The following is a 20148-nucleotide window of genomic DNA, read 5'->3' on the forward strand; positions in this document are numbered from 1 at the left end:
AAAAGCCCCGGCCAAATCTCCGGGGCTTTTTTTATTCTGCCTTCAGGTCTTCTTGCGTCGGCGGCGCAATGCGGACGTCAATCGCGGCATTCTGAAAATGCACGAGGAACATCTGCGCCAAATCAGTGTGGTAGGCCGCCCAGCAATGTAGGGCACGCTTTTCTTCCGGCCGGGCTTTCCATTCGAACTCACAATGCAGCTCGCCTGCTTTAGCTACGAGCCGGAATGCACCGGCGCCCTTCCACTGGTCAGCCTTGAATTCAAGGCGGTGATCATTCTTCGGACCGGTGAGGTCCCACGTACCGATTTCATCGGCCATCAAGGCTCTGTAGACGGCTTGGCCGAGGGCAGTCGGGTCTTTGCAAACAACACGCACAGTCATCTCTACTCCTACATCGAGGCTAGCGCGCACTGGTCCGCGCCATTGGGTAGTGTGAAATAGAAGACGGCGACGGCCGTGCAGCAGCAACTGCGCGACCGACAGCCGACCCACGGAATGAGGCCGTGAGCGACCCGAGGCCGTCCCACCTGTACAGGCGGGGGCTAAGGTAACACAAAATTACTAGCTCACATGGAAACCGTTCGTTGTGTCAACTGCGGGCGCAAGCTCGCCGAAGCCGCCGGCTACGCCCGGCTCAGCATCAAATGTTCGCGGTGCAAGACCGTGAACGCGTTTTCGATGGCCGAGAGCGCCCAGAGCGCCGAGAGCCACAAACCAGCATGCCGCCGAGCATCCAGCCCAGAGGAACACAGGCATGGAGGCCAACGGCCATATCACCACGGCGCCGGCGCGTAAGCAGCCGGGCGCCAACGGTTTCAAGTACAAGCCGCGCTTCGGCGTGATCGTGTTGTGCGATGACGAAGGTCACCAGCAGCGCGTATTCGACGAGCTGCGCGCACAGGGCCACCGCCCGAAGGTGGTGGCCGTATGAAAGTGTCCATCCAACACCGCTGCCCGGAAGCAGAAAGCTACCGCGCGGCGCGCGTGAAATCCCTCTTCAACGTGGAGTCGGGCGCCGCCTTCGACCTGGACGCAGACCTGGCGATCGATGACGACGGCTGGCGTATTGGCGTCGTGGTGGGGCCATCCGGCTCGGGAAAGACCAGCATCGGGCGCGCGATCGCACCGCTGTACGCGCCGGCCTGGCCGACGGACACGCCCATCATTGACGCGATCGCGCCCACTGGCGCCTTCGATGATGTGACGGCAGCACTGTCCGCGGTCGGCCTGGGCAGTGTGCCCGCGTGGATGCGGCCCTACGGCGTCCTGTCCAATGGCGAGCAGTTCCGCGCCAACCTGGCGCGCCTGGTCGTCGAGGCGCCCGCGCTGACGGTCGTGGACGAGTTCAGCTCGGTCGTTGACCGGCAGATTGCGCGCGTCGGCGCCGGCGCGTTCGCCAAGGCGTGGCGGCGCACTGGTGGCCAGGCCGTGCTGTTGTCCTGCCACTATGACGTGCTGGATTGGCTGCAGCCGGACTGGGTGTTCGACACGGCCACCGGCCAGTTTGATCGGGGGTCGGTTCGACGCCGGCCGCGCCTGGACCTGGAGATCGAGCAAACCGACTGGCGCTGGTGGCCCCATTTTGAGCCGCATCACTATCTGAAGCTGCCCAAGATGATCGCGGCCAACAATTACGTGGCCTGGATTGGCGGCGAGCCTGTCGCGCACCTGGCCGTCAGCACCAGGCCGGGCCTGATCGAGGCTCGCGCCTGCCGCCTGGTGGTCATGCCGGAATGGCAGGGCGCCGGCGTGGGCATGCGCTTCCTCAATGCGGTCTGCGCCGCCTGGCTGGAGGGCAAGAACCGGTACGGCTTGCCTCTGCGGACGCTGTTCCACACAAGCCACCCCGGCCTGGCCGCGGCGCTGCGCCGCGATCGGCGGTGGACGCAAGTCTCGGGCACCCTGCACGGCGAGAGCAAGGCACGGTGTACAGAGTCGCTGCGCCTGAGCGCCGCGCGCAAGGGCCAGCAGGCCGCCGGCAGCGGCTACGGCGGCCACTTCCGCGCCGTGCAGGGGTTCCGCTACCTGGGGGAGCCGCCATGCGCGTGATGATCGTGGGCCAGAAGTGGCTGGGCGCGGCGCTGCTCCGCCAATGCGTCGCGGAGGGCCACCAGGTGATAGCCGCCGCAGCGCCGCCCGCCGTGGACGAGGAATACGACCGGCTCTACGCCGCCGCGCAGCAGTTGGGCATTCCCGTGCGCGCGGTACGCGGGCGGTTGGTGGCGGGCGACGTCCCGGCGGGCTGCGAGGTGCTGTTGGCGGCGCACGCGCATTGCTTCATCGACGCGGCCGCGCGGACGCGGGCGAAGCACGGCGCGCTGGGGTATCACCCCTCGCTGTTGCCCCTCCACCGGGGGCGGGACGCGATAAGGTGGGCATTGCACATGCGCGAGCCCGTCACCGGGGGCACGTTGTACCGCATGGACGACGGCGCCGACACAGGGCCAATCATCGCGCAGGACTGGTGCCACGTCCGGCCGGGGGACACCCCGGCGGTGCTGTGGCGCCGCGATCTTGCCCCGTTGGGTCTGCGGCTCTTTTCCGAGGCGCTGGCGCGGCTGGCGCGCGGTGAAGCGCTGCCGGGGCGGCCGCAGGATGAAGACCTGGCCACGTGGGAACCCGCATTCAGCGCGGCAAAGCTGGCCGAACTTCCAGGGTGATTCAGCATGAAGGGAAAGCGGGCACGATCGGACGGTCAGGCGCGGCCCGGGCCGCCCACCGAGTGGCTGGCACGCGCGGAGGCTGCCGGCGGCCTGTTGGCGCCGGCGCCTGAGCTGCTCGAATGGATCGAACGAGTGATATTCGCCGCGGACGGGCCGCTCCACAACCCCGACCATGCCCACCTGGTTGACGCCGACCTGGCGTTCCTTTGGGCGTCGTCCGGCTTCCAGAAAGCCGGGCGCGTGGTGCTGGGCCAGGCCGAACAGGTGATGTTCCGCGCCGGCGGCTGGCAGAAGGCGCGCCAGGAACAGCAGATGATCGAGTGGTTTGGCCGCGTGCCGGCCTTCTTGATCACCCTGGCGGCAGACTACTGCGCCGCCTGCAGCGATGCCGAGTTCTGCGCCCTGGTGGAACATGAGCTGTACCACATCGGTCATGCGCCGGATCCCTACGGCGCACCGGCGTTCGACAAGGTGGGCCTGCCGAAGCTGCGCATCGTTGGGCACGACGTCGAGGAATTCGTGGGAGTGGTGGCCCGGTATGGGCCGTCGGCGGATGTTCGGCGGCTGGCCGCGGCCGCCGGCGCCGCACCGGCCGTGCCCCGGCTGGACATCTCCAGGGCGTGCGGGTGCTGCCTGAAGGCGGCATAGCGACCAGGCAGGACCGACAACATGGCAAAGCTCACCGACGCGCACAAGACTTTCATCGTCCAGGCCCTGGCTTGCTGGGATCCTCCTACCGAAGTTTCGGAGGCGCTGCGCGACCAGTTCGGCATCGACGTGCCGCGCATGCAGGTGGCGCAGTACGACCCAACCAAGGTGGCGGGGAAGGACCTCGCCAAGAAATGGCGGGACCTGTTCGAAGCCACGCGCAAGCGCTTCCGCGAGGAAGTGGCCGAGATCCCCATCGCTGACCAGGCGTATCGCCTGCGGCAGCTCGGCAAGATCTACGAGCGGCACATCAGCCGCGGAAACGTGATCGGCGCGGCCGGCGTTTTGGAACAGGCCGCCAAGGAAGTGGGCGGCGCATTCACGAACAGGCGGGAGCATACGGGCGTCGGCGGCGGTCCGATCGAACAGAAAACGGTGGTGGTCGATGAAACACAAGTCGCCGCCGCCGTCGCCAAACTCCAAAGCGACTACTGACCCGGGGGTCCTGCGCGCCACGGCCAAGGCCATGTGCGAGCAGGATCACCTGTTCTTCAGCCGGTACTTTTTCAAGCACCGCCAGGCGATCAAATTCCGGGTCAACTGGCACCATGAGCTGATTGCCGAAAAGGTGCAGGCCGTCATCGACGGCCGAATCAAGAACCTGGTCATCAACGTGCCCCCGGGCTCGTCGAAGACCGAGTTGGTCGCCATCAACCTGATGGCGCGCGGCCTGGTGCTGAATCCGCGCGCCCGGTTCCTGCACATCAGCTACTCCGACGATCTGGCGCTGCTGAACTCGCAGACGGCCAAGGAACTGGTCCAGTCAGACGAATTTCAGGAACTGTGGCCGCTGAAGGTCGCGGCGGACGCGAAGAGCAAGAAGCGCTGGAACATCGAGGTCGACGGCCGCAAGGCCGGCGGCGTCTACGCGGTGTCGCTCGGCGGCCAAATCACCGGCTTTCGCGCCGGCCATATGGCGGAAGGGTGGCAGGGCGCCATCGTCATCGACGACCCGCTCAAGGTCGGCGACGCCTACAGCAAGCCGCGGCGCGCCAAAGCGAACCGCGACCTGATCGCCACGGTGAAAAGCCGTCGGGCCAACCCCGACACGCCGATCATCGTGATCATGCAGCGCCTGGCGCAGGAGGACGTGACCGGCTTTATCGAGGCCGGAAACCTCGGCCCGGACTGGGAACAGATCGTCATCCCGGCCCTGATCGACGACGCCTATGTGGCGGGCCTGCCGGCCGAGCTGCAGGCCAAGGTCGACAGCAGCGTCCGGGACGAGAAGGGGCGCTTCAGCTACTGGCCCTACAAGGAGCCGCTGGCGGACCTGTTGGCTATGGAGGCGGGCGCCGGGGCGGACCAGGAGGGCGCGCGCGTCAGCCGGTACGTATTCTCGGCGCAGTACCAGCAGCGCCCGGCGCCGCTGGGTGGCGACCTGATCAAGGGGGCCTGGTTCGGCCGGTACGAAGTGCCGCCCCGGATCCTCGCGCGCAAGGTGTTTGCCGACACCGCGCAGAAGACCGCCGAGCGCAACGACTACAGCGTTTTCGAATGCTGGGGACTGGGCGACGACGGCAAGATCTACCTGCTGGACCTACTGCGCGGGAAATGGCAGGCACCCGAGCTCAAGCGGCGCGCCGTGGACTTCTGGGCCAAGAACAAGCCGTTCAATCCGAAACTGTCGGCACCGCTGCGGCAGCTCCTCATCGAGGACAAGTCCAGCGGAACCGGCCTGATCCAAGATATCGGCGCAGACGGCAAGATCCCCGTAAAGGGGGTAGAGCGGGACAGGGACAAGCTCACCCGGCTCATGGATGTGCAGAGCTACATCGAGGCCGGTCTGGTGTGCATCCCCAAGGATGCGCCGTTCGTGGCCGATTTCGTGGCCGAGTGCGAGGCCTTCACGGCGGACGACACGCACGCCCACGACGACCAGGTCGACCCGATGGTCGATGCAATCAACGACATGCTCGCCACAGCGGGCAGCAACCTAGGGCGCTTCCAGGCGCTGGCAAGCACATGATGAACCAAGACGGCTACCTGAGCGCGGTGCTGGGCCACGCCCTGCTCGGAACTTCGATCGCCGGCCTCGGCGGGCTGGATGACCTGGCTATGTACGCCGAAGGCGGCCTGCCTGCCCGCGTGGTGGACATGATCCCGGACACTGCCGTCTCGCGCGGCGTGGCGATCGAGGGCGATGACCGCGTGGGCGGCGAGTTGGACCGGCTGAAAGTGCTGCCCGCGCTTGCCGATGCCTGGCGATGGGCGCGTCTGACCGGCGGTGGCGCCATCGTGGTCATCGCCAGGGACGGGGGCGCGCTGAGGGACCCGCTCAACCTTGAGTCCCTGGATCAGCTGCTCGAACTGAAGGTTTTCACGTTGGACGACGTGTCGGCCACCGAAAAGCGATATGCGGATCCGAACGAGGCCAACTACGGTATGCCCGAGTTGTACCGGGTACGCACGCAGGCCGCGGGCGTGCCCTCTGCGGAGTTCTTCGTTCACGAAAGTCGGCTGATCGAGATTCCAGGGGACCCGGTGCCGGCAAAGCTCAATCGCAAGGGCATCCCGTGGGCCGGGCGGCCGGCGGTGAGCAGGGCGTTCCACGCCATCCGTCGCTATGGCGATGGCCTGCACTGGGCGCTGCGCTTGCTGGAAAAGAAGCAGCAGGCTGTCCACAAGATGAAGGGCTTGGCCGATGCCATCGTGGCCGAAATGGAGGCCGCCATCCGAAAGCGGGTGGAAATGGTCGACGCCGCGCGCAACGCTTTGAACGGCGTAGCCGTCGATGCGGAAGACGACTACCAGGTGCTCAGCTCCGACATGGGCGGCATCAAGGACACCCTGGCGGAGTTCCAAATCGCTGTGTCGGCTGAGGCCGGCTATCCCGCGAGTGTCCTGTTCGGGCGGTCAGCCGCCGGCCTGAACGCCACCGGCGACGGTGACCTTGAGGGGTTCTACAACACGGTGGCCATGGGGCGCGGCGTGAAGCTGAACCCAGCGCTGGAGCGCATGGTGTCGTTGATCCGGGCGCAACGGTCACTGGATGGCTACGGTGCCGCGCGGGGCGAGGCCTGGTCTATTGTCTGGCCGCCGCTCAAGCCGGCCACGGCGAAAGAGGAAGCCGAAGTCCGCAAGGCTAACGCCGAGGCGTCGGCCCGCGAAATGGATGCCCTGAGCGCGGCCGTGGACAACGGCCTCAGCCAGGACCAGGCGGTCCGATTCATGAAACAGGAAGGGCTCTATGGCCTCACCCCCGACGCCGGCGGCGAGTCGGCGAAGTCGTACGCCGCGTCCACCTAAGCAATGGCGCTATCCGCTGGGCGCTGAGCAGGACTATGCCCGGGCGCTGCGGGCCACGGCGGATGCGGCCATTGCGGCCGTCGTCGCGCATGTCTTGCCGGCGTTGCCGCAGGTACTGCGCCAGGATGATCTGCGCAACACCCCGGCCGGCGACGACGGCTGGTTCGAGTCGCTGCGCCGGGCCTTCATGGAGGCGCTGGGCGCTGCGGTGGTGGCCGACAGCAGCGCGCAGGGCCTGGCCGCGCTCGTTGCGCGGCGGGTCGAGAAGTACAACCAGGAGCAGTACCACCGGATGCTGCGGCGTGCCTACGGCGTGGACGTGTTCAAGGCCGAGCCCGGCCTGGCCCGCGTGCTGCGCCCGTGGGAAGCCGAGAACATTGGCCTGATCAAGTCCATCCCGGAACAGTACCTGAGCAACCTTCATGGGCGGGTGGTCGCCGCGGTACGTCAGGGAACGTCGCTGCGTGACATGACTAAACAGGTGCGGGAAACCTTTGATCTGCCACGCAAGCGCGCAGAGCTGATCGCCCGGGACCAGATTGGCAAGCTGAACGGCGACCTGACCGAATACCGGCAGACCAACATCGGCGTCAAGAAGTACCGATGGCGGGGCGTGCTGGATGACAGGGAGCGCGACGAACATGTGGCGCGTGAGGGTCAAGAGTTCGAATGGGACAAGCCGCCCGCCGACGGTCACCCAGGCAAGCCCATCCGCTGCAGGTGCTGGGCGGAGGCTGTCCTGCCGGCGCTCGACGATCTGGACGCGATGATCGTTCATTGAGGAAAAACCATGGTAATGCGATATGACCGGGCGCCACTGAAGGCGACCAGGACAGACGAGGGGTATCTCGTCGATACGCCGGTGCTGACCCGCACAGGCGTCTTCGTGTACAGCGATGGCGCTGGGCGCACCCGGCGCGAGTACCGGCCGCCGGAAGAGGTGTTCAACGCCGATTCCATGGCAAGCCTGCGCGGCAAGCCGATCACGGACGGGCACCCCGGCAAGGTCACGGCCAAGAATGTGCGCCAGCACATGATCGGCACGGCCCTGTCTGGAGGCCGCCAGGACGGCCCCGAGAACATGCTCGGGGATATCCACATTTTCGACACAGCGCCGGTCGACGCCGGCAACAAGGAATTGTCGCTGGGCTACGAGCTGGAACTGGACGAGATGCCGGGCGTGACGCCGGGCGGCGAACCCTACGACGCTATCCAGCGAAACATCCGATACAACCACCTCGCGGTGGTGAAACGCGGTCGCGCGGGCAACGCGCGGCTGAACCTTGACGCGGCAGACGCCGTAACGAAAACCGAAGAGGAACATGACATGAGCATGGTCAAAATCCGCCTCGATTCCGGCCTGTCGTATGACGCGGCGCCGGAAGTGGCGAACGAGCTGGAGCGCCTGCGCGCCGAGGCAAAGACCGCGGCGGCCCGGGCTGACGCCGAAGCGGCGCGCGCGGACACCGAGAAGGACCGCGCCGACAAGGCCGAGGCCGGTGTCGCCAAGGCGCGCGCGGACGCTCACGGGGCCGCCCTGGCGCGCGTGCAGCTGGAAGCGGTGGCTGCGCAGCACAAGGTGGAATTCAAGGCCGACACCGCCGACCGCGCGCTGCGCGAGGGCGTGATCAAGGCCATCCGCGGCGACTCGTTCGACCTGGCGGGTAAGTCGGACGGTTACGTGGAAGCCGCGTTCGACCTCGCAGTCGGCGAGGACAAGTCCCGCGCGGACGCCGTCGCCGACCAGCGCCGGCAGATGGGCGGGCAGCAGCAGCCCAACGCGCAACATCGCGCGGACGGCGCCGAGTCGCCGGCGACGGCCCGCTCGGCCCGCGAGGCCTACCTTTCGAACCTGACCAAAGGAGGCGAATGATGCCCCCCGTTTACGATGACCGCATGGATGTTGCCTACGCCGGCATGAAGGCGGACCTGGGTTACGACGATGTCGAAACCTGCGCCGCGGCCGGCAGCATCGCGCCGGGCGTGATTGTGGGTGACACCACGAACGACCGTATCGTCGCCGGCCCCGGCTCGCGCATCCGCGGCCTGGCCTTGCACACGCATACCATCCCCCGCGATGGCGGCTACCGCGAGTTCGACGCCGTCAGCGTGCTGCGCGTGCGCCGTGGCTGGGCGAAGGTTGCCAACGGCGGCACCGTCACCAAGGACGGCCCGGTGAAGTGCGGCGCCGACGGCGCGGTTTCGGACGGCGGCGCCACGCCGGTGCCGAATGCGGTTTTTCGCTCTTCGGCGGTGGACACCGCCGGCGGCAAGATCGCCTTGATCGAGTTGCACGCGCCGTTCGCAACGGCCTCCGCGGCGCCCTGATCCCCCGCGCCTTCAAGAACAACCCTAGGCCCTTTTGGGGGCCTTTTTCATTGGGAAAACCATGAGCAAACACGAGCATTACGACGAGGCCGACCTGCCGGCCGTGAAAACCATCGTCGTGGCGCTGGCCGGCATGCGCGAGGACGAAGGCCTCTACACCGCGCGCCAGCTGGACTACGTCAAGACGCGCACCTATGACAAGAAGCTGCCGCCCATGGTCGGGCTGCAGCTGGTCCCGATCTCCACCGAGGTGCCCGAGTGGGCCGAGACCTTCACGTACTCCATGTACGACGAGGTCGGTATGGCCAAGATCGTCTCGAACTACGCCGATGACCTGCCGCGCGCGGACGTCAAGGGCCAGGAAAAGATCGCGCAGATCAAGAACATCGGCGATTCGTACGGCTACAGCGTGATGGAACTGCGCGCTGCCGCGGCCAACCGCACCGACCTGCCGACGCGCAAGTCGATGGCAGCGCGCAAGGCGGTCGAAATCAAGCTGAACCAGATGGCGCTGATCGGCGACACGAAGTTCGGTCTTTACGGCCTGGTGAACCATCCGAACGTGCCGCTGGTGGTTGGCCTGCACGGTGATTGGCTGAACCCGAGCACGACGGCGGATCAGATCCTGGCCGACCTGGACATGATCTACGACGCGGTCCCCAATCAGTCCAAGGATGTGCACAAGCCCACCCGCATCGTCATGCCGACGGAGCAGCGCAGCGTGATTTTCTCGCGGCGCGTGCCCGATACAAACGGCAAGACGGTGGGCCAGTTCTTCCAGGACAAGCACCCTGGCCTGCAGATCATGGCCGCGTCCGAGTTCAAGGGCGCGGGCGCCGGCGGCAAGGACCTGATCCTGGCCTACGAGTACAGCGAGGAAAACCTCGCCATGGAACTGCCCATGCCGTTCAACCAACTGGCGGCGCAGGCGCGTGGCCTCGAACTGGTGGTGCCGTGCCTGGCGCGCGCCGGCGGGGTCGTCATTTACTACCCGCTGTCGATGGCGAAGGGGGAAATCTGATGAAGTACTGCGTCAACACCACGAAGGCCGTCATCAACATCGGCGGGCACACTGTGATCGCTCCGACGACGGGCGCCTGGGTCGACCCGGAGATCCGCGGGGTGCAGGACCTGATCGACCGCGAACTGCTGGTCCCGGGCGAGGCGCCGGAAGGGGACAAGGCGCCGAAGAAGGGCGCCGAGGCCGCCCAGGCGGCGCCTGCCGAAGACAAGGAGCCGTCCACGGTCAAGGAACTGAAAGCCTGGCTGGATGAGCAGGGCGCCCAGTACTCGCCGTCGGCGTCGAAGCCGGAGCTGCAGGGCCTGTACGAAGCCCTGAAGGCCACCGCCGCGGGCCAGGGCGGCGAGGACACGCCGGGCGCCGGCGGCTCGCAGGAGTCGTAAGCATGGCCGCCACCGTCGACGATCTGGATTTCCTGGCGCCGGCGGTGGCCGGCATGCCGCCAGAGGACAAGGAGCGGGCTCTCGCATTCGCGGCTGGCTACCGCCCGGCCTGCCTTCCAGAAAAGAAGCAGGACGAGGCCCAGCTGTGGTACGCGGCGTGGCTGCTGTATGGCATCAAGATGCAGCGGTCGGCGGAGGCCGACGGCGTGTTGGCCAGGCCGGGAGTGGTGAGCGAGAAAGAGGGCGACCTGCAGCGTACCTACGGGCGCGTGGAAGGCGCCGACGACCCCGCCGGCTTCCTCGGCCACTACCAGCAGCTGGCGCGCGTGTGCGCCGTCGGCGCGGCAACCGTCAGGAGCCATCCCCGTGTCTGTGAAGGCGATCGATAGAGGCCTGGCGTTGCACGCCCGCCTGGCCAGGTCGTTGCAAGGTCGCGGCGTGAAGTTCGGCATACAGGCCGATGCCGGCAAGGATCCCGACACGCAGGCGGATCTGCTGGACATAGCGATCTGGAACGAGTTCGGAACCGAGACGATCGAGGCGCGGCCGGCGATGCGTGACTTTGCGGAGAAGAACGGGGAGGTGCTGGGGCAGGCCATGGATCGAATGGCGACCGCCGTCGAGGATGGCCGGTTGACCACCGACCAGGCCCTGGACCAGCTCGGCACGTTTGCCGAGAAGCACCAGAAGGCCCATATCCGCAACTCCAAGAAATGGGCCAAGCCCAATGCGGAGTCGACCATTGCCAAGAAAGGCAGCGACGTTCCCTTGATTGATGACGGTCTCCTGGTCAACGCCGTCAGATACCAGAAGGTGTAGGTCCATGAGCTTCAGAAAACCTCATATTGTCCGGACGCGCCTCCCCGGGCGGCGAGAACGCGGCCATTGGATCGAGGGCGAGCCGGGGCCGGAGAAACAGATCTCCGCGTCAGTGCAGCCGGCAAAGGCGGCCGACTACGAGCAACTGCAGGCGAACCCTGAAGGGCGCCGCGTGCGCGCGGCCGTTCGCGTCTACACCACGGCGCAGTTGGCAGTGGCCGGTCAGGACTGGACCGGCGGCGACCGACTGGTTTGGGACGCCGCGCCAATGGCGGGCGAATACCTGCTGGTGGGCGTGGCGCCCTGGCAATCCGGCGTCATCCCGCATTTCCGCTACCTGGCCGTGCTGCTGGCCGACAACGAATTGATGCAAGCCCAGGATTCCCCGGCTACCTGGAACGGGGGCGGACGGGGCTAAACGTCCGCAGGGTCTTTCCCGGGTCCGGCCGGGCATTCCAGGCCACCGGAGAGGGCAGCGCCGAGTCGGCCACGCTGTAGCGTTGGCTGATAGTCCCATCGGCGCAGAATTCTATGGAACGAGACATGGCACCAGAGGACGCGATTTTCGAGCTGATAGAGGCGGCCGCCGCTGGCGTGCCCGTGATATTTGCCAACGAGAACGGCAACCGCCCGCGCCAGCCATATATCGCCATGGCGGTGCGCTGGTCGCAAGCCGGCCCCGCCGAGCGGGGCAGCGTCGGTGACGACGGCTTGATGGCAGTTTCACACCACACGGACGCCATCGTCGAATTGCAGGGCTACGGCGTCGGCGCCTTCGAGGGGCTGGCCGGCATGCAGCTGCGGCTGCAGCACCCCCTCTTTGAAGATCGGGCCGAAGCGCTGGGCCTGGCTGTGTTCGATCTGGGCCGCCTGGAAAACGTCCCCGTGTTGCGGGATGGCGCCCGCTACGAGCAGCGCGCGGTGCTCGAGCTTGGCGTCCGGTACGCCACATCCTTTGGGGGCGACACCAGCTTCATTGCCACGGTGGCTGGGGCCGGTGTCACCTCCGGTGGGCTGACGCCGCCGGTCGAGACGACCTTTTCCGTCACCGATGGCGACGCGCCGTAGCGTCGCCATCGCCCGTTCTTTCCCTACATGGCCTCCGCCCGGAGGCCGCTTTCATTGGAGCCACATATGGCAAACCTCGATCGGATCGTCAATGTGGCGATCTCCCTGAACACTACAGCCATCAAAGAGCAGAATTTCTCCGACATCCTGGTGCTGGGCGCGCACGTTCTTTCGGTGAACCGGATCCTGGTGGTTACGGAGGCCTCCGAGCTGCTGGACCTGGGCATCAGCCAGACCGACCCGCTGTACATTGCGGTGCGCGACGCCTTCAAGCAGATTCCGACGGTGACGCGCGTCTTCGTTGGCCGTCGCCAGGTCGACACGACCCGTGTCACCGTTACGCGCGCCGGCGTCGCGGACTACGAGGTCACGCTGCGCTGGCGTGCCCAGGACGGCGCGGTGCAATCGGCCTCGCCCAAGTTCACGGGCCTGGCGGCAAGCACGCCTGACGACATCGCCGTGGGGCTGGTAGCCGCGATCACCGCGAGCGGCGCTCCCGTGTCCGCCACGTCGGTCGGCGCCGAGGTTTCCATCACCGCCAGCACCGCCGGCACCGCCGTGGCCGTCTCGGTCAAGGGAAACCTGTCGGTGGGCGTCCCCACCAGCACGGAAACGCCCACTGCGGCGCTCTCGGCCTGCCTGAAAGAGAGCGGCGACTGGTATGGCGTCGCGCTGGCCAGTCGCGTCGAAGCGGATGTTCTGGACGCGGCCGAGTGGGTCGAATCCAATGGGCGCCTGTTCGGTGTTTCGAGCGACCAAGCCGGGATCATCGACGCGGCGGTCACGGACGACCTGGCTTCGAAGTGCCAGCGGAAGCAGTATTTCCGGACCCACGTTTGGTTCCATGGCCAGGCCGGCACCGAGGCGCTGGAAGCCGCCGTTACCGCCAACCGCTTCACCTTCTATCCCGGCGGCGAGACGTGGGCCAACACGCGCTTGGCGGGCATCAGCTATGACAACCTCAGCGAGGGGCAGGCCCTGGCCGCCCGCGCCAAGAACGCCAACACCTTCGAGCAGATGCGCAACTTCGCCGTGACGCAGAACGGCAAGGTGGCGGCGGGTGAGTGGATCGACGTGATCCGCGGGCGCGACTGGCTGGCCGAGCAGATCAAGATCGAGGTCGCCACGCAACTGATCAACGCCAACGGCAAGGTGCCCTTCACTGACGACGGTATCCAGATCCTGGTGACCGGCGTGCGCAAGGCGCTGATGCTCGGCCAGTCACGCGGCCTGGTGGCGCCCGACGAAATGGACGCCAGCGGAAAGATGATTCCGGGGTTCGTCATCACGGCGCCGCTGTCGATGAACATTTCCACCAACGACAAGGCCAACCGGATCCTGCGCGACCTCAAGTTCAGCGCCCGCCTGGCCGGTGCCATCCACGTTGCCGACATCAAGGGCAACCTGACCTACCAGCAACTCTAAGCGGAGAAATCCAGCATGGCTGTGAAAACCTATGCACCCAACAGGGTGAAGATCGTGATGGGCGCTATCGCCTTGAGCGGCCTGGCCGAAGACACGTTCGTGACCGTGTCCGAGATCGGCGAGGGAATCGCCTCCGTCGCCGGCGTCGACGGCGAGGTCGCGCGTTCGATGTCGCGCGATTCGCGCCTGCGCATCACGGTGACGCTGTTGCAGACCAGCACCAGCAACGCCCTGTTGTCGGCACTGCACCAAGCTGACAAGACGACCGACGGCGATGGCGCGGTGCCGGTCGCCGTTACCGACCTGCGTGGGAAGTCGCTGCACGCGTCCGACTCTGCGTGGATCGTGAAGACGCCCGACGCGGGGTATGCCGCCAAGGTGGGAACCCGCGAATGGGTCATCGAAACCGGCCCGGCCGTGAACATTGTGGGGGGTAACACCTGATGAGCCGCACCAAGCCTTTCCAGATCGGGACGACCACGTTCCACGTCACGAAGTTCGACGCGCTCACCCAGCTCAAGCTGCTGGGCGACCTGCAAAAAGAGGTCATCCCGTCCGCCGGAGCGCTGTTCGGCGCCGTGATCAGTGAGCCGGGCGAAACCCGCGACGAGCAGGCCATCATGGACGCGTTGCGCCAGTTGTCCGGCCGCCTGGGCGGGGACGACCTGAAAAAGTGGTTCGGCATGCTGGTGACTCCGGAAAACGTCAGCTTCGAGCTCGACGGCCGGGAGCCGCAGCCCCTGACCGACGCCCACCGCGGGCTGGCGTTCCAGGATTTCGCCGAAATCCTGGAGTTGATGTACCACGTCCTGATGCACAACTTCTCCGGCCCTTTGGTGCGCTGGGCCGGCCGCTTTGGTCCGGCCCGCGAGAAGCTGGCGAACCTGTCGGGGTCTTTGATCCCACCTTCGAACGAGAACTGATCGTCTGGCGGCCAATCCTGGCCGGTCATGTCAGCCTTGAAGCCGTGCGCCTGGGGCATGTTGACCTCCTGGACATCATGAAGCTGAACGCGCTCATGGACGCCCGGGATGCGGCCCAGGAGCAGGCGAATAGGAAGAACAACACATGACTACTGTTCGTGAACTGGTCACCCTGCTGCGGTACCAGGTGGACGAGGCGGGCCTGAAGAAGTACGAGGACGCCTACCAGGACGCTCAGGAGGCCATGCGCAAGGCCAGCGCCAAGACGGTGCAGTCGATGCGCCAGGCCCTGACGGGGGCGGTGTTCAAGCCCGGCGCATGGAGCGTGGGCGCGGGCCGGGCGACGGGCGGCGCACCCGCGCCCACGCTTCCCCGGCCCGCGCAACCTGGCTTGCCTTTGCCCGTGCGCGCCCCGGCCGCTGGCGCGGCCGGCCTGGGCGTAGCCGCCGCCTTTCCGGTGAACGTCGCTGAGACTCGCGCTCGGATCGGCCAGGTCCAGGCTGCGTACGGCACGTTGTTGGCCAGGGCACGGTCCGGCCTTCACATTGTGCGGGAAGTGGGGATTGGCACCTGGGAAGGCATCCGCCTGGGTATTCAAGACGCGCGGCAGGCACAGGAGCGCATGACGCGCTCGCAGTGGCAGGGCACCCGCGCGGTGAAGGAGCAGGCCGGCGCATTCGCCGGGCTGCGAGGAATTATCGGCGCGGTCCTCGGCGTTTCGATCGTCAAGAGGATTTTTGGTGATATCGACGCCTGGGGCCAGATGGAAGCCCGCATGAAGCAGGCGACCAGTTCCGCCCAGGAGTACGCCGAGGTGGATCAGGAACTGGCGAGGGTGTCGCGCCTGACCTACAAGTCCTATTCGTCGAGCGCAGAGCTATTCGTGCGCACCCGGCGCACCATGGCGGACCTGGGCAAGACCACGCAGGACACCATCGACGTGACCGAAGGCCTGTCCCTCGGCATGGCCCTGTCCAGCACGAAGGCCCAAGACCAGGAGTCGGTGATCTCTTCGGTGACGAAGGCGATCATGCAGAACAAGCTGGGGATGGAGGAGTACAGCACGCTCATGCGTGCGGCACCCCGCCTTCAGGTTGCGCTGGCCGACGGCCTGGGCATAACCACCGACAAGCTGCTGGAGCAGGTCAAGGCCGGCAAGCTGACCACCGACACCTTTCTGCCCGCGCTGCAATCCCAGCTGGCAAAAATGCGCGTCGAAGCGCAGGACATGCCGGTCACAATCGCTGACGCGATGACCGTCTGGAATGACGCGTTCCAGCGGTTTTTCGGGAAGACGCTGACATTCGGCCGAACCGCGGTGCTGGGCGTTACCCAGTCGATCGAGTTTCTGGCGGACAACATCGCCACCGTGATCAAGCTGCTGGCGATCAGCGGCGGCGCGTGGGGGCTGGTGAAGCTGCGCGGCTGGCTTCGCCTGGCGTCGTTCCAGTCTGGGGGGCTTGTCCGGTCATTGGTGGCTGCGACGCGCGCGGCAATCGGCCTGGATTCGGCCATGGCGCTGCGCCGCGGGCCGGCCGGCGCGGCGCGCATGCTGGCTTACTGGAATCGCACCTTGGCGCCCATGCTGCGCATGGCGGCGGTCCTCGCCACTATCTACCTGCTGGTGGACGATATCGGCGTGTGGTTCCGCGGGGGCGACTCCGTATTCGGCGACCTGATTGGACCCGTGGAGGATTGGAGGAACGAAATCGAGGCCGTGAAGGCCGTGTTGGTCCAGGTGAAGGACTTCCTGGGCGGCACGGGCCAGGCGCTGGGGCCCTGGGCGAAGAAGTGGGGCACGATTGCCGTTATGGCCTACGGCCTGTGGAGGATCCTGAGCCCTGTCCGGGGCCTGATCATGTTCCTGGCCACCAAGGCCGTGCCCTTGCTGTGGAAGGCGTTCGCGATGACGCCGATCGGGCGTGTCGTCGCGGTGATTACCGCGGCGCTGTGGCTTATCTGGTCGAACTGGGACCGCATCGTGAAGTTCTTCGTCGATTCCTGGGACAGCATCCGCAACGCGGCCAAGGGCACCTTCATGGAGCCGATCATCGAGTACATCGAGGCCATCTGGAAATTCTGGGACGGCATTTTCAAGGGGGTGGTTGCAGCTTTCACCGGGGATTGGGATGGCGCGATCAAGCACTGGCACAACGCCTTCTCGGGGCTGTGGAAATACTTTGATGAAATCGGCGATCGCATGATGGCCAAGATCAAGGACATCGGCAAAGCCATCACGGAGTGGATTTCCAAAAAATGGAATGAAGCCACAGAGAAGATCGAAAGCTACCTGCCCGAAATGTTGCGTGACAAGTCGATGAACGAGGCCGCGCAGGCGAACAATGCATGGTTGAGGGAGAAAATGCCGTGGCTGTCTCCGATCATGGGCAACGCGTACCCCCAGATCGACCCAGCCGCGGCGATGCGCGCCGGCGCGAGCGGGCGCGGGCCGGTCACGGTCCAAAACCACGCTGAAGTCACCATCAACGCGCCGAGTGGCGATCCCAATGCGATTGCAGGCGCCACCCGGCGCGGCATGGAGGCGACCCAGCAGCGCAGCGCTGACGCCATGGCCAGGTTCTTTCAGTTTCCGACCGGCGTCGAAGCGCCTCGATAGGGGGATTCATGAGCTTTGTGTCTTTGGTGTTCGGTTGGAACGGCGGCAGCAGCATCGGCGTCGTTCCGCTGGATGCCCTGTTGAGCGAGTCGACATCGCTGGAAAGCCAGGCGACGAGCTACCCGGTGGAAGATGGGCCGCCCGTCACCGACCACGTGGTGCAGGAATCCGAGCGGCTGCAGCTGGACGGCTGGGTGACTGCCGCCGAGGTTTCGCTGCTCGGCGGGCGCCTCGCCGGCCGGGCTGGCGGGGGCGGCTCCGGAGCCGGTCGTTCGAAGCTCATCAGCGCCAAGGCCGCGCTGCGGCAGATCCATGCAGACCGCCTGCCCATCACGGTGACCACGGGCCTGGACGTGTACACCGATTTCGTCATGGAGCGGTGCGAGATCGGCCGCGCTGCTGATGGCGGAGAACGGTTTTCCATCACCGCTGAGTTCAAGAAGATCCGGAAGGTCACCCTGCGGCAGGCGGATATCCCACCGGCCAAGACGAGCGGCTCGGCGACGGGCAAGGCAGGAGCGACCAAGACCAACGCCGGCAAGGCGGCGCCGCGCGAGGTCTCGGACCTGAAGAGCGCCACCAGTGGCGCAGGCAAGAAGGCGAGCGGCATTCTCGGGGGCGGTCAATGATTCAGATTCCGGTGCTGGACGCAAACGACAGCTTGACCGAGGTCGAGCTGGACGGCGTTACGTACTTTCTGGGCCTGGGCTGGAACAGCGAGTTCGAGGCCTGGGCCATGTCGATCGAGAACGCATACAACGAGGTTGTGGTTGCGGGAATCGCCCTGGTGCCTGACACGCCGCTGCTGGCGCAATATCGCCACCTCCCGGTCCCGGCCGGGGAGTTGATCGCGCTCGCGCCGGACAGACGCAACACGATCAGCCGCACGGCTTTGCCCAGTGGGGAGGTGGGCCTGATGTATGTGAGTGTCGAAGAGGTGCCCAATGCCGCGCTTTGACCGGGTTTACAGGCTGCTGGTGGGAAAGCCGAACCAGAAGGGCGTGGAGATCGTGCAGCCGATTCGCATCACCTTCGACGTGCGCAAGGACACGCAAGAGGAGCCGAACGACCACACGATCCGCGTCTACAACCTGGCCGCGCCTACCCGCCGCGCCCTGGAAGAGCCGGGCCTGCGCTGTGTGCTGTACGCGGGCTATTCGGGGGAGGGCGGGCCGCTGCTGATGGCGTCAGGGAGCGTGGTGTTCGCCTACACCAAGTTCGAACAGCCGGATGTGGTGACCGAGTTGATCGTCAAGGACGGCTACACCGAAGTGCGGGACACCGCCATCTCGATTGGTCTGGGGCCTGGGGCACAGGCCAGCGCCATCATCCGGGATATTGCCCGCCAGATGGGCCTTCCGCTCGTCATGGCTGACGACGTGCCGGACCGCCGCTGGCAACAGGGCTTTTCGTTCTATGGGGCGGCTCGAACTGCGCTGCACAAGGTCACGCAGGGCACCGGCCTTGAATGGTCGATCCAGAACCAGCAGCTGCAGGTTGTACAGCGCCGTGGGACGACGCGCCGCCAGGCCGTCGTGCTGGCCGCCGACACGGGCTTACTCGGCTTCCCCGAGCGCACCAGGGAGGCGGCGCGCGAAAAGGCGAAGGTGAAGGACCAGACCACGGGCGACAACGTCAACCTGGTCAGCGCCCAGCAGCAGCGCGACGGCTGGCGCGTGCAATCGCTGCTGTTGCCGACCCTGAATCCCGGCGATCTGGTGAAGCTGGAAAGCAAGAGCGTTGAGGCCTTCCTGCGGGTGGAAGGGCTGCAGCATTCGGGCGATAGCGCGGGCGGCAACTGGCAGACCGAGCTGCAGCTGGTGGACAGGTACGCGCCGCCAAAAACCAAGGCGAAGACATGAACAACCCAATTTCCGCGTTGCGCACACTCATCTCGTCGGAACTGGCGGACGTTTACACAACGCTGCCGGGCGAAGTCGTGTCCTACGACGGCGTGACGGTCACCGCGCGGCCGGCGCTGGCCAAGCGTCTGGCCAATGGCGAAGTGCTGCAGGCGCCGTTGATCGTGCGAGTGCCCGTCCGGTGGTTCTCAGGCGATGTGAATGGCGCCCATGCGCTGATCTCTGTACCGCTGAAGCCCGGCGATCCCGTCACGCTGTCCTTTTCTGCGAGGTCGTTGGAAAACTGGCTGGCCGGTGATAACGGGCCGCCGGATGATCCGCGACAGTTCGACCTCTCGGACGCCTTTGCATCTCCGGTTGTGCGGCCTGGCGCCGGCAAAGCGGACACCGAGAACGTCAGTATTCAGTACGGGCCGGGGTCGATGAAGATCGCCCCGGATGGAGCGCTGACCATCAAGGTGCCTCGCAAGCACGTGATCGCCGATGAGACGGTTTTCGACAGCAATGTGACCGTCAACGGGCTGCTCACCTACACCCAGGGCATGAACGGCTCTGGCGGGAGCGGCGACGGCACGATCAACATCGACGGTAACGTCAACTTCCGCAACGGCGTCCTCACGCACAACGGCAAGAACGTGGGGGACACGCATAGGCATCCCAATGGCATGGGCGGCACGACGGAGGAGCCCATCTGATGAGCGTAGACCTCCAGTTGTCTCCCGATCATGACCTGGCGTTGGACCTGCTCGGCCGGACCTCCCTTGTCGACGGCGCGGAAAGAGTGGCGCAACAGATCAAAGTCACCCTGCTGGCGTTCCTGGGCGAGTGGTTCCTGGATACGTCATTCGGCGTGCCGTATTTCGATCAGGTCCTGGTGAAGAACCCTGACCGCGCGGCCATCGAGGCCGTGTTTCGCGCGCGGATCTTGGACGTGCCAGGCGTGTCACGCGTTCGCCGGCTGTCTCTGGCCATCGACCGGGCGCGGCGCGTATTGAGCGTCGAGTTTGAGGCTGATTCAGCCTACGGGCTGGCCAGGGGAACCGCCGAGTTCTCGGCGCCCTAAATTTCTGAATCTTGAGGT

Annotated in this window: 27 protein-coding genes; 26 read left to right on the forward strand and 1 reads right to left on the reverse strand. The window is 66.0% G+C overall.

What is annotated here, in order from left to right; genetic code table 11:
* Positions 1 to 31: 31 nt before the first annotated feature.
* A complete protein-coding gene (locus tag HV701_RS16855; RefSeq protein ID WP_054508243.1) occupies positions 32 to 382 on the reverse strand; it encodes a hypothetical protein in 351 nt (116 codons plus the stop codon).
* Positions 383 to 571: 189 nt separating this feature from the next.
* Between HV701_RS16855 and HV701_RS16860 the strand changes: the two genes are divergently transcribed.
* The 26 genes from HV701_RS16860 (at position 572) to HV701_RS16985 (ending at position 20130) form a co-directional block, all read left to right on the forward strand.
* Positions 572 to 796 carry a Com family DNA-binding transcriptional regulator gene (locus HV701_RS16860; RefSeq protein WP_082381503.1) on the forward strand — a complete coding sequence of 75 codons (225 nt, stop codon included), beginning with the start codon at positions 572 to 574 and terminating at the stop codon, positions 794 to 796.
* Complete coding sequence (locus HV701_RS16865) at positions 756 to 932, forward strand: hypothetical protein (RefSeq protein WP_175134177.1); 177 nt, start codon at positions 756 to 758, stop codon at positions 930 to 932. The genes HV701_RS16860 and HV701_RS16865 overlap by 41 nt, the downstream gene beginning before the upstream one ends.
* Complete coding sequence (locus HV701_RS16870; protein ID WP_175134178.1) at positions 929 to 2050, forward strand: GNAT family N-acetyltransferase; 1122 nt, start codon at positions 929 to 931, stop codon at positions 2048 to 2050. Before HV701_RS16865 ends, HV701_RS16870 begins: the two co-directional genes overlap by 4 nt.
* Positions 2041 to 2661 (forward strand): formyltransferase family protein, encoded by a 621-nt coding sequence (locus tag HV701_RS16875; RefSeq protein ID WP_175134179.1) that lies wholly within the window; start codon positions 2041 to 2043, stop codon positions 2659 to 2661. The genes HV701_RS16870 and HV701_RS16875 overlap by 10 nt, the downstream gene beginning before the upstream one ends.
* A gap of 6 nt (positions 2662 to 2667) precedes the next feature.
* Entirely contained in the window at positions 2668 to 3312 is a 645-nt protein-coding gene (locus HV701_RS16880; protein WP_254595193.1) for a putative metallopeptidase, read from the forward strand.
* A 21-nt stretch (positions 3313 to 3333) separates the two neighbouring features.
* Positions 3334 to 3807: a DUF2280 domain-containing protein gene (locus HV701_RS16885; RefSeq protein ID WP_175134180.1), complete on the forward strand. Its 474-nt coding sequence runs from the start codon at positions 3334 to 3336 to the stop codon at positions 3805 to 3807.
* On the forward strand, positions 3758 to 5341 hold the full coding sequence (terL, locus tag HV701_RS16890) for a phage terminase large subunit (RefSeq protein WP_175134181.1): 1584 nt from the start codon (positions 3758 to 3760) through the stop codon (positions 5339 to 5341). The genes HV701_RS16885 and terL overlap by 50 nt, the downstream gene beginning before the upstream one ends.
* On the forward strand, positions 5338 to 6621 hold the full coding sequence (locus HV701_RS16895; protein WP_254595194.1) for a phage portal protein: 1284 nt from the start codon (positions 5338 to 5340) through the stop codon (positions 6619 to 6621). The genes terL and HV701_RS16895 overlap by 4 nt, the downstream gene beginning before the upstream one ends.
* A complete protein-coding gene (locus tag HV701_RS16900; RefSeq protein WP_175134182.1) occupies positions 6563 to 7402 on the forward strand; it encodes a phage head morphogenesis protein in 840 nt (279 codons plus the stop codon). The genes HV701_RS16895 and HV701_RS16900 overlap by 59 nt, the downstream gene beginning before the upstream one ends.
* Positions 7403 to 7411: 9 nt before the next feature.
* Positions 7412 to 8494, forward strand: a complete 1083-nt coding sequence (locus tag HV701_RS16905) for a DUF2213 domain-containing protein (RefSeq protein ID WP_175134183.1) — start codon at positions 7412 to 7414, stop codon at positions 8492 to 8494.
* Entirely contained in the window at positions 8491 to 8949 is a 459-nt protein-coding gene (locus HV701_RS16910) for a structural cement protein Gp24 (protein ID WP_254595195.1), read from the forward strand. Before HV701_RS16905 ends, HV701_RS16910 begins: the two co-directional genes overlap by 4 nt.
* Positions 8950 to 9010: 61 nt before the next feature.
* Positions 9011 to 9970 carry a DUF2184 domain-containing protein gene (locus HV701_RS16915; RefSeq protein ID WP_175134184.1) on the forward strand — a complete coding sequence of 320 codons (960 nt, stop codon included), beginning with the start codon at positions 9011 to 9013 and terminating at the stop codon, positions 9968 to 9970.
* Positions 9970 to 10353 carry a hypothetical protein gene (locus HV701_RS16920; protein ID WP_175134185.1) on the forward strand — a complete coding sequence of 128 codons (384 nt, stop codon included), beginning with the start codon at positions 9970 to 9972 and terminating at the stop codon, positions 10351 to 10353. Before HV701_RS16915 ends, HV701_RS16920 begins: the two co-directional genes overlap by 1 nt.
* 2 nt (positions 10354 to 10355) lie before the next feature.
* Positions 10356 to 10742 (forward strand): DUF4054 domain-containing protein, encoded by a 387-nt coding sequence (locus tag HV701_RS16925; protein WP_175134186.1) that lies wholly within the window; start codon positions 10356 to 10358, stop codon positions 10740 to 10742.
* Positions 10720 to 11172: a hypothetical protein gene (locus HV701_RS16930; RefSeq protein ID WP_054508236.1), complete on the forward strand. Its 453-nt coding sequence runs from the start codon at positions 10720 to 10722 to the stop codon at positions 11170 to 11172. Before HV701_RS16925 ends, HV701_RS16930 begins: the two co-directional genes overlap by 23 nt.
* Positions 11173 to 11284: 112 nt before the next feature.
* Complete coding sequence (locus HV701_RS16935; protein ID WP_254595196.1) at positions 11285 to 11590, forward strand: hypothetical protein; 306 nt, start codon at positions 11285 to 11287, stop codon at positions 11588 to 11590.
* A gap of 125 nt (positions 11591 to 11715) precedes the next feature.
* Positions 11716 to 12240, forward strand: coding sequence for a phage neck terminator protein (locus HV701_RS16940; protein ID WP_175134188.1), 525 nt, complete (start codon positions 11716 to 11718; stop codon positions 12238 to 12240).
* A gap of 66 nt (positions 12241 to 12306) precedes the next feature.
* Positions 12307 to 13665, forward strand: a complete 1359-nt coding sequence (locus HV701_RS16945; RefSeq protein ID WP_175134189.1) for a DUF3383 family protein — start codon at positions 12307 to 12309, stop codon at positions 13663 to 13665.
* Between the two features lie 15 nt (positions 13666 to 13680).
* Complete coding sequence (locus HV701_RS16950) at positions 13681 to 14109, forward strand: phage structural protein (protein ID WP_054432400.1); 429 nt, start codon at positions 13681 to 13683, stop codon at positions 14107 to 14109.
* Positions 14109 to 14588 (forward strand): phage tail assembly chaperone, encoded by a 480-nt coding sequence (locus tag HV701_RS16955; RefSeq protein WP_175134190.1) that lies wholly within the window; start codon positions 14109 to 14111, stop codon positions 14586 to 14588. Before HV701_RS16950 ends, HV701_RS16955 begins: the two co-directional genes overlap by 1 nt.
* A gap of 145 nt (positions 14589 to 14733) precedes the next feature.
* On the forward strand, positions 14734 to 17205 hold the full coding sequence (locus HV701_RS16960) for a tape measure protein (RefSeq protein ID WP_175134191.1): 2472 nt from the start codon (positions 14734 to 14736) through the stop codon (positions 17203 to 17205).
* Positions 17206 to 17213: 8 nt separating this feature from the next.
* Positions 17214 to 17834, forward strand: coding sequence for a phage baseplate protein (locus HV701_RS16965; RefSeq protein WP_175134192.1), 621 nt, complete (start codon positions 17214 to 17216; stop codon positions 17832 to 17834).
* Positions 17831 to 18163 carry a phage baseplate plug family protein gene (locus tag HV701_RS16970; RefSeq protein ID WP_175134193.1) on the forward strand — a complete coding sequence of 111 codons (333 nt, stop codon included), beginning with the start codon at positions 17831 to 17833 and terminating at the stop codon, positions 18161 to 18163. Before HV701_RS16965 ends, HV701_RS16970 begins: the two co-directional genes overlap by 4 nt.
* Positions 18150 to 19067: a phage protein gene (locus HV701_RS16975; protein WP_175134194.1), complete on the forward strand. Its 918-nt coding sequence runs from the start codon at positions 18150 to 18152 to the stop codon at positions 19065 to 19067. The genes HV701_RS16970 and HV701_RS16975 overlap by 14 nt, the downstream gene beginning before the upstream one ends.
* Positions 19064 to 19762 (forward strand): Gp138 family membrane-puncturing spike protein, encoded by a 699-nt coding sequence (locus tag HV701_RS16980; RefSeq protein WP_175134195.1) that lies wholly within the window; start codon positions 19064 to 19066, stop codon positions 19760 to 19762. The genes HV701_RS16975 and HV701_RS16980 overlap by 4 nt, the downstream gene beginning before the upstream one ends.
* Entirely contained in the window at positions 19762 to 20130 is a 369-nt protein-coding gene (locus tag HV701_RS16985; protein WP_175134196.1) for a contractile injection system sheath initiator, read from the forward strand. The genes HV701_RS16980 and HV701_RS16985 overlap by 1 nt, the downstream gene beginning before the upstream one ends.
* The last annotated feature ends 18 nt before the right edge of the window (positions 20131 to 20148 follow it).

Origin of the sequence: Achromobacter pulmonis, from assembly GCF_902859765.1 — a bacterium.
Classification (GTDB): Bacteria; Pseudomonadota; Gammaproteobacteria; order Burkholderiales; family Burkholderiaceae_B; genus Achromobacter; species Achromobacter pulmonis.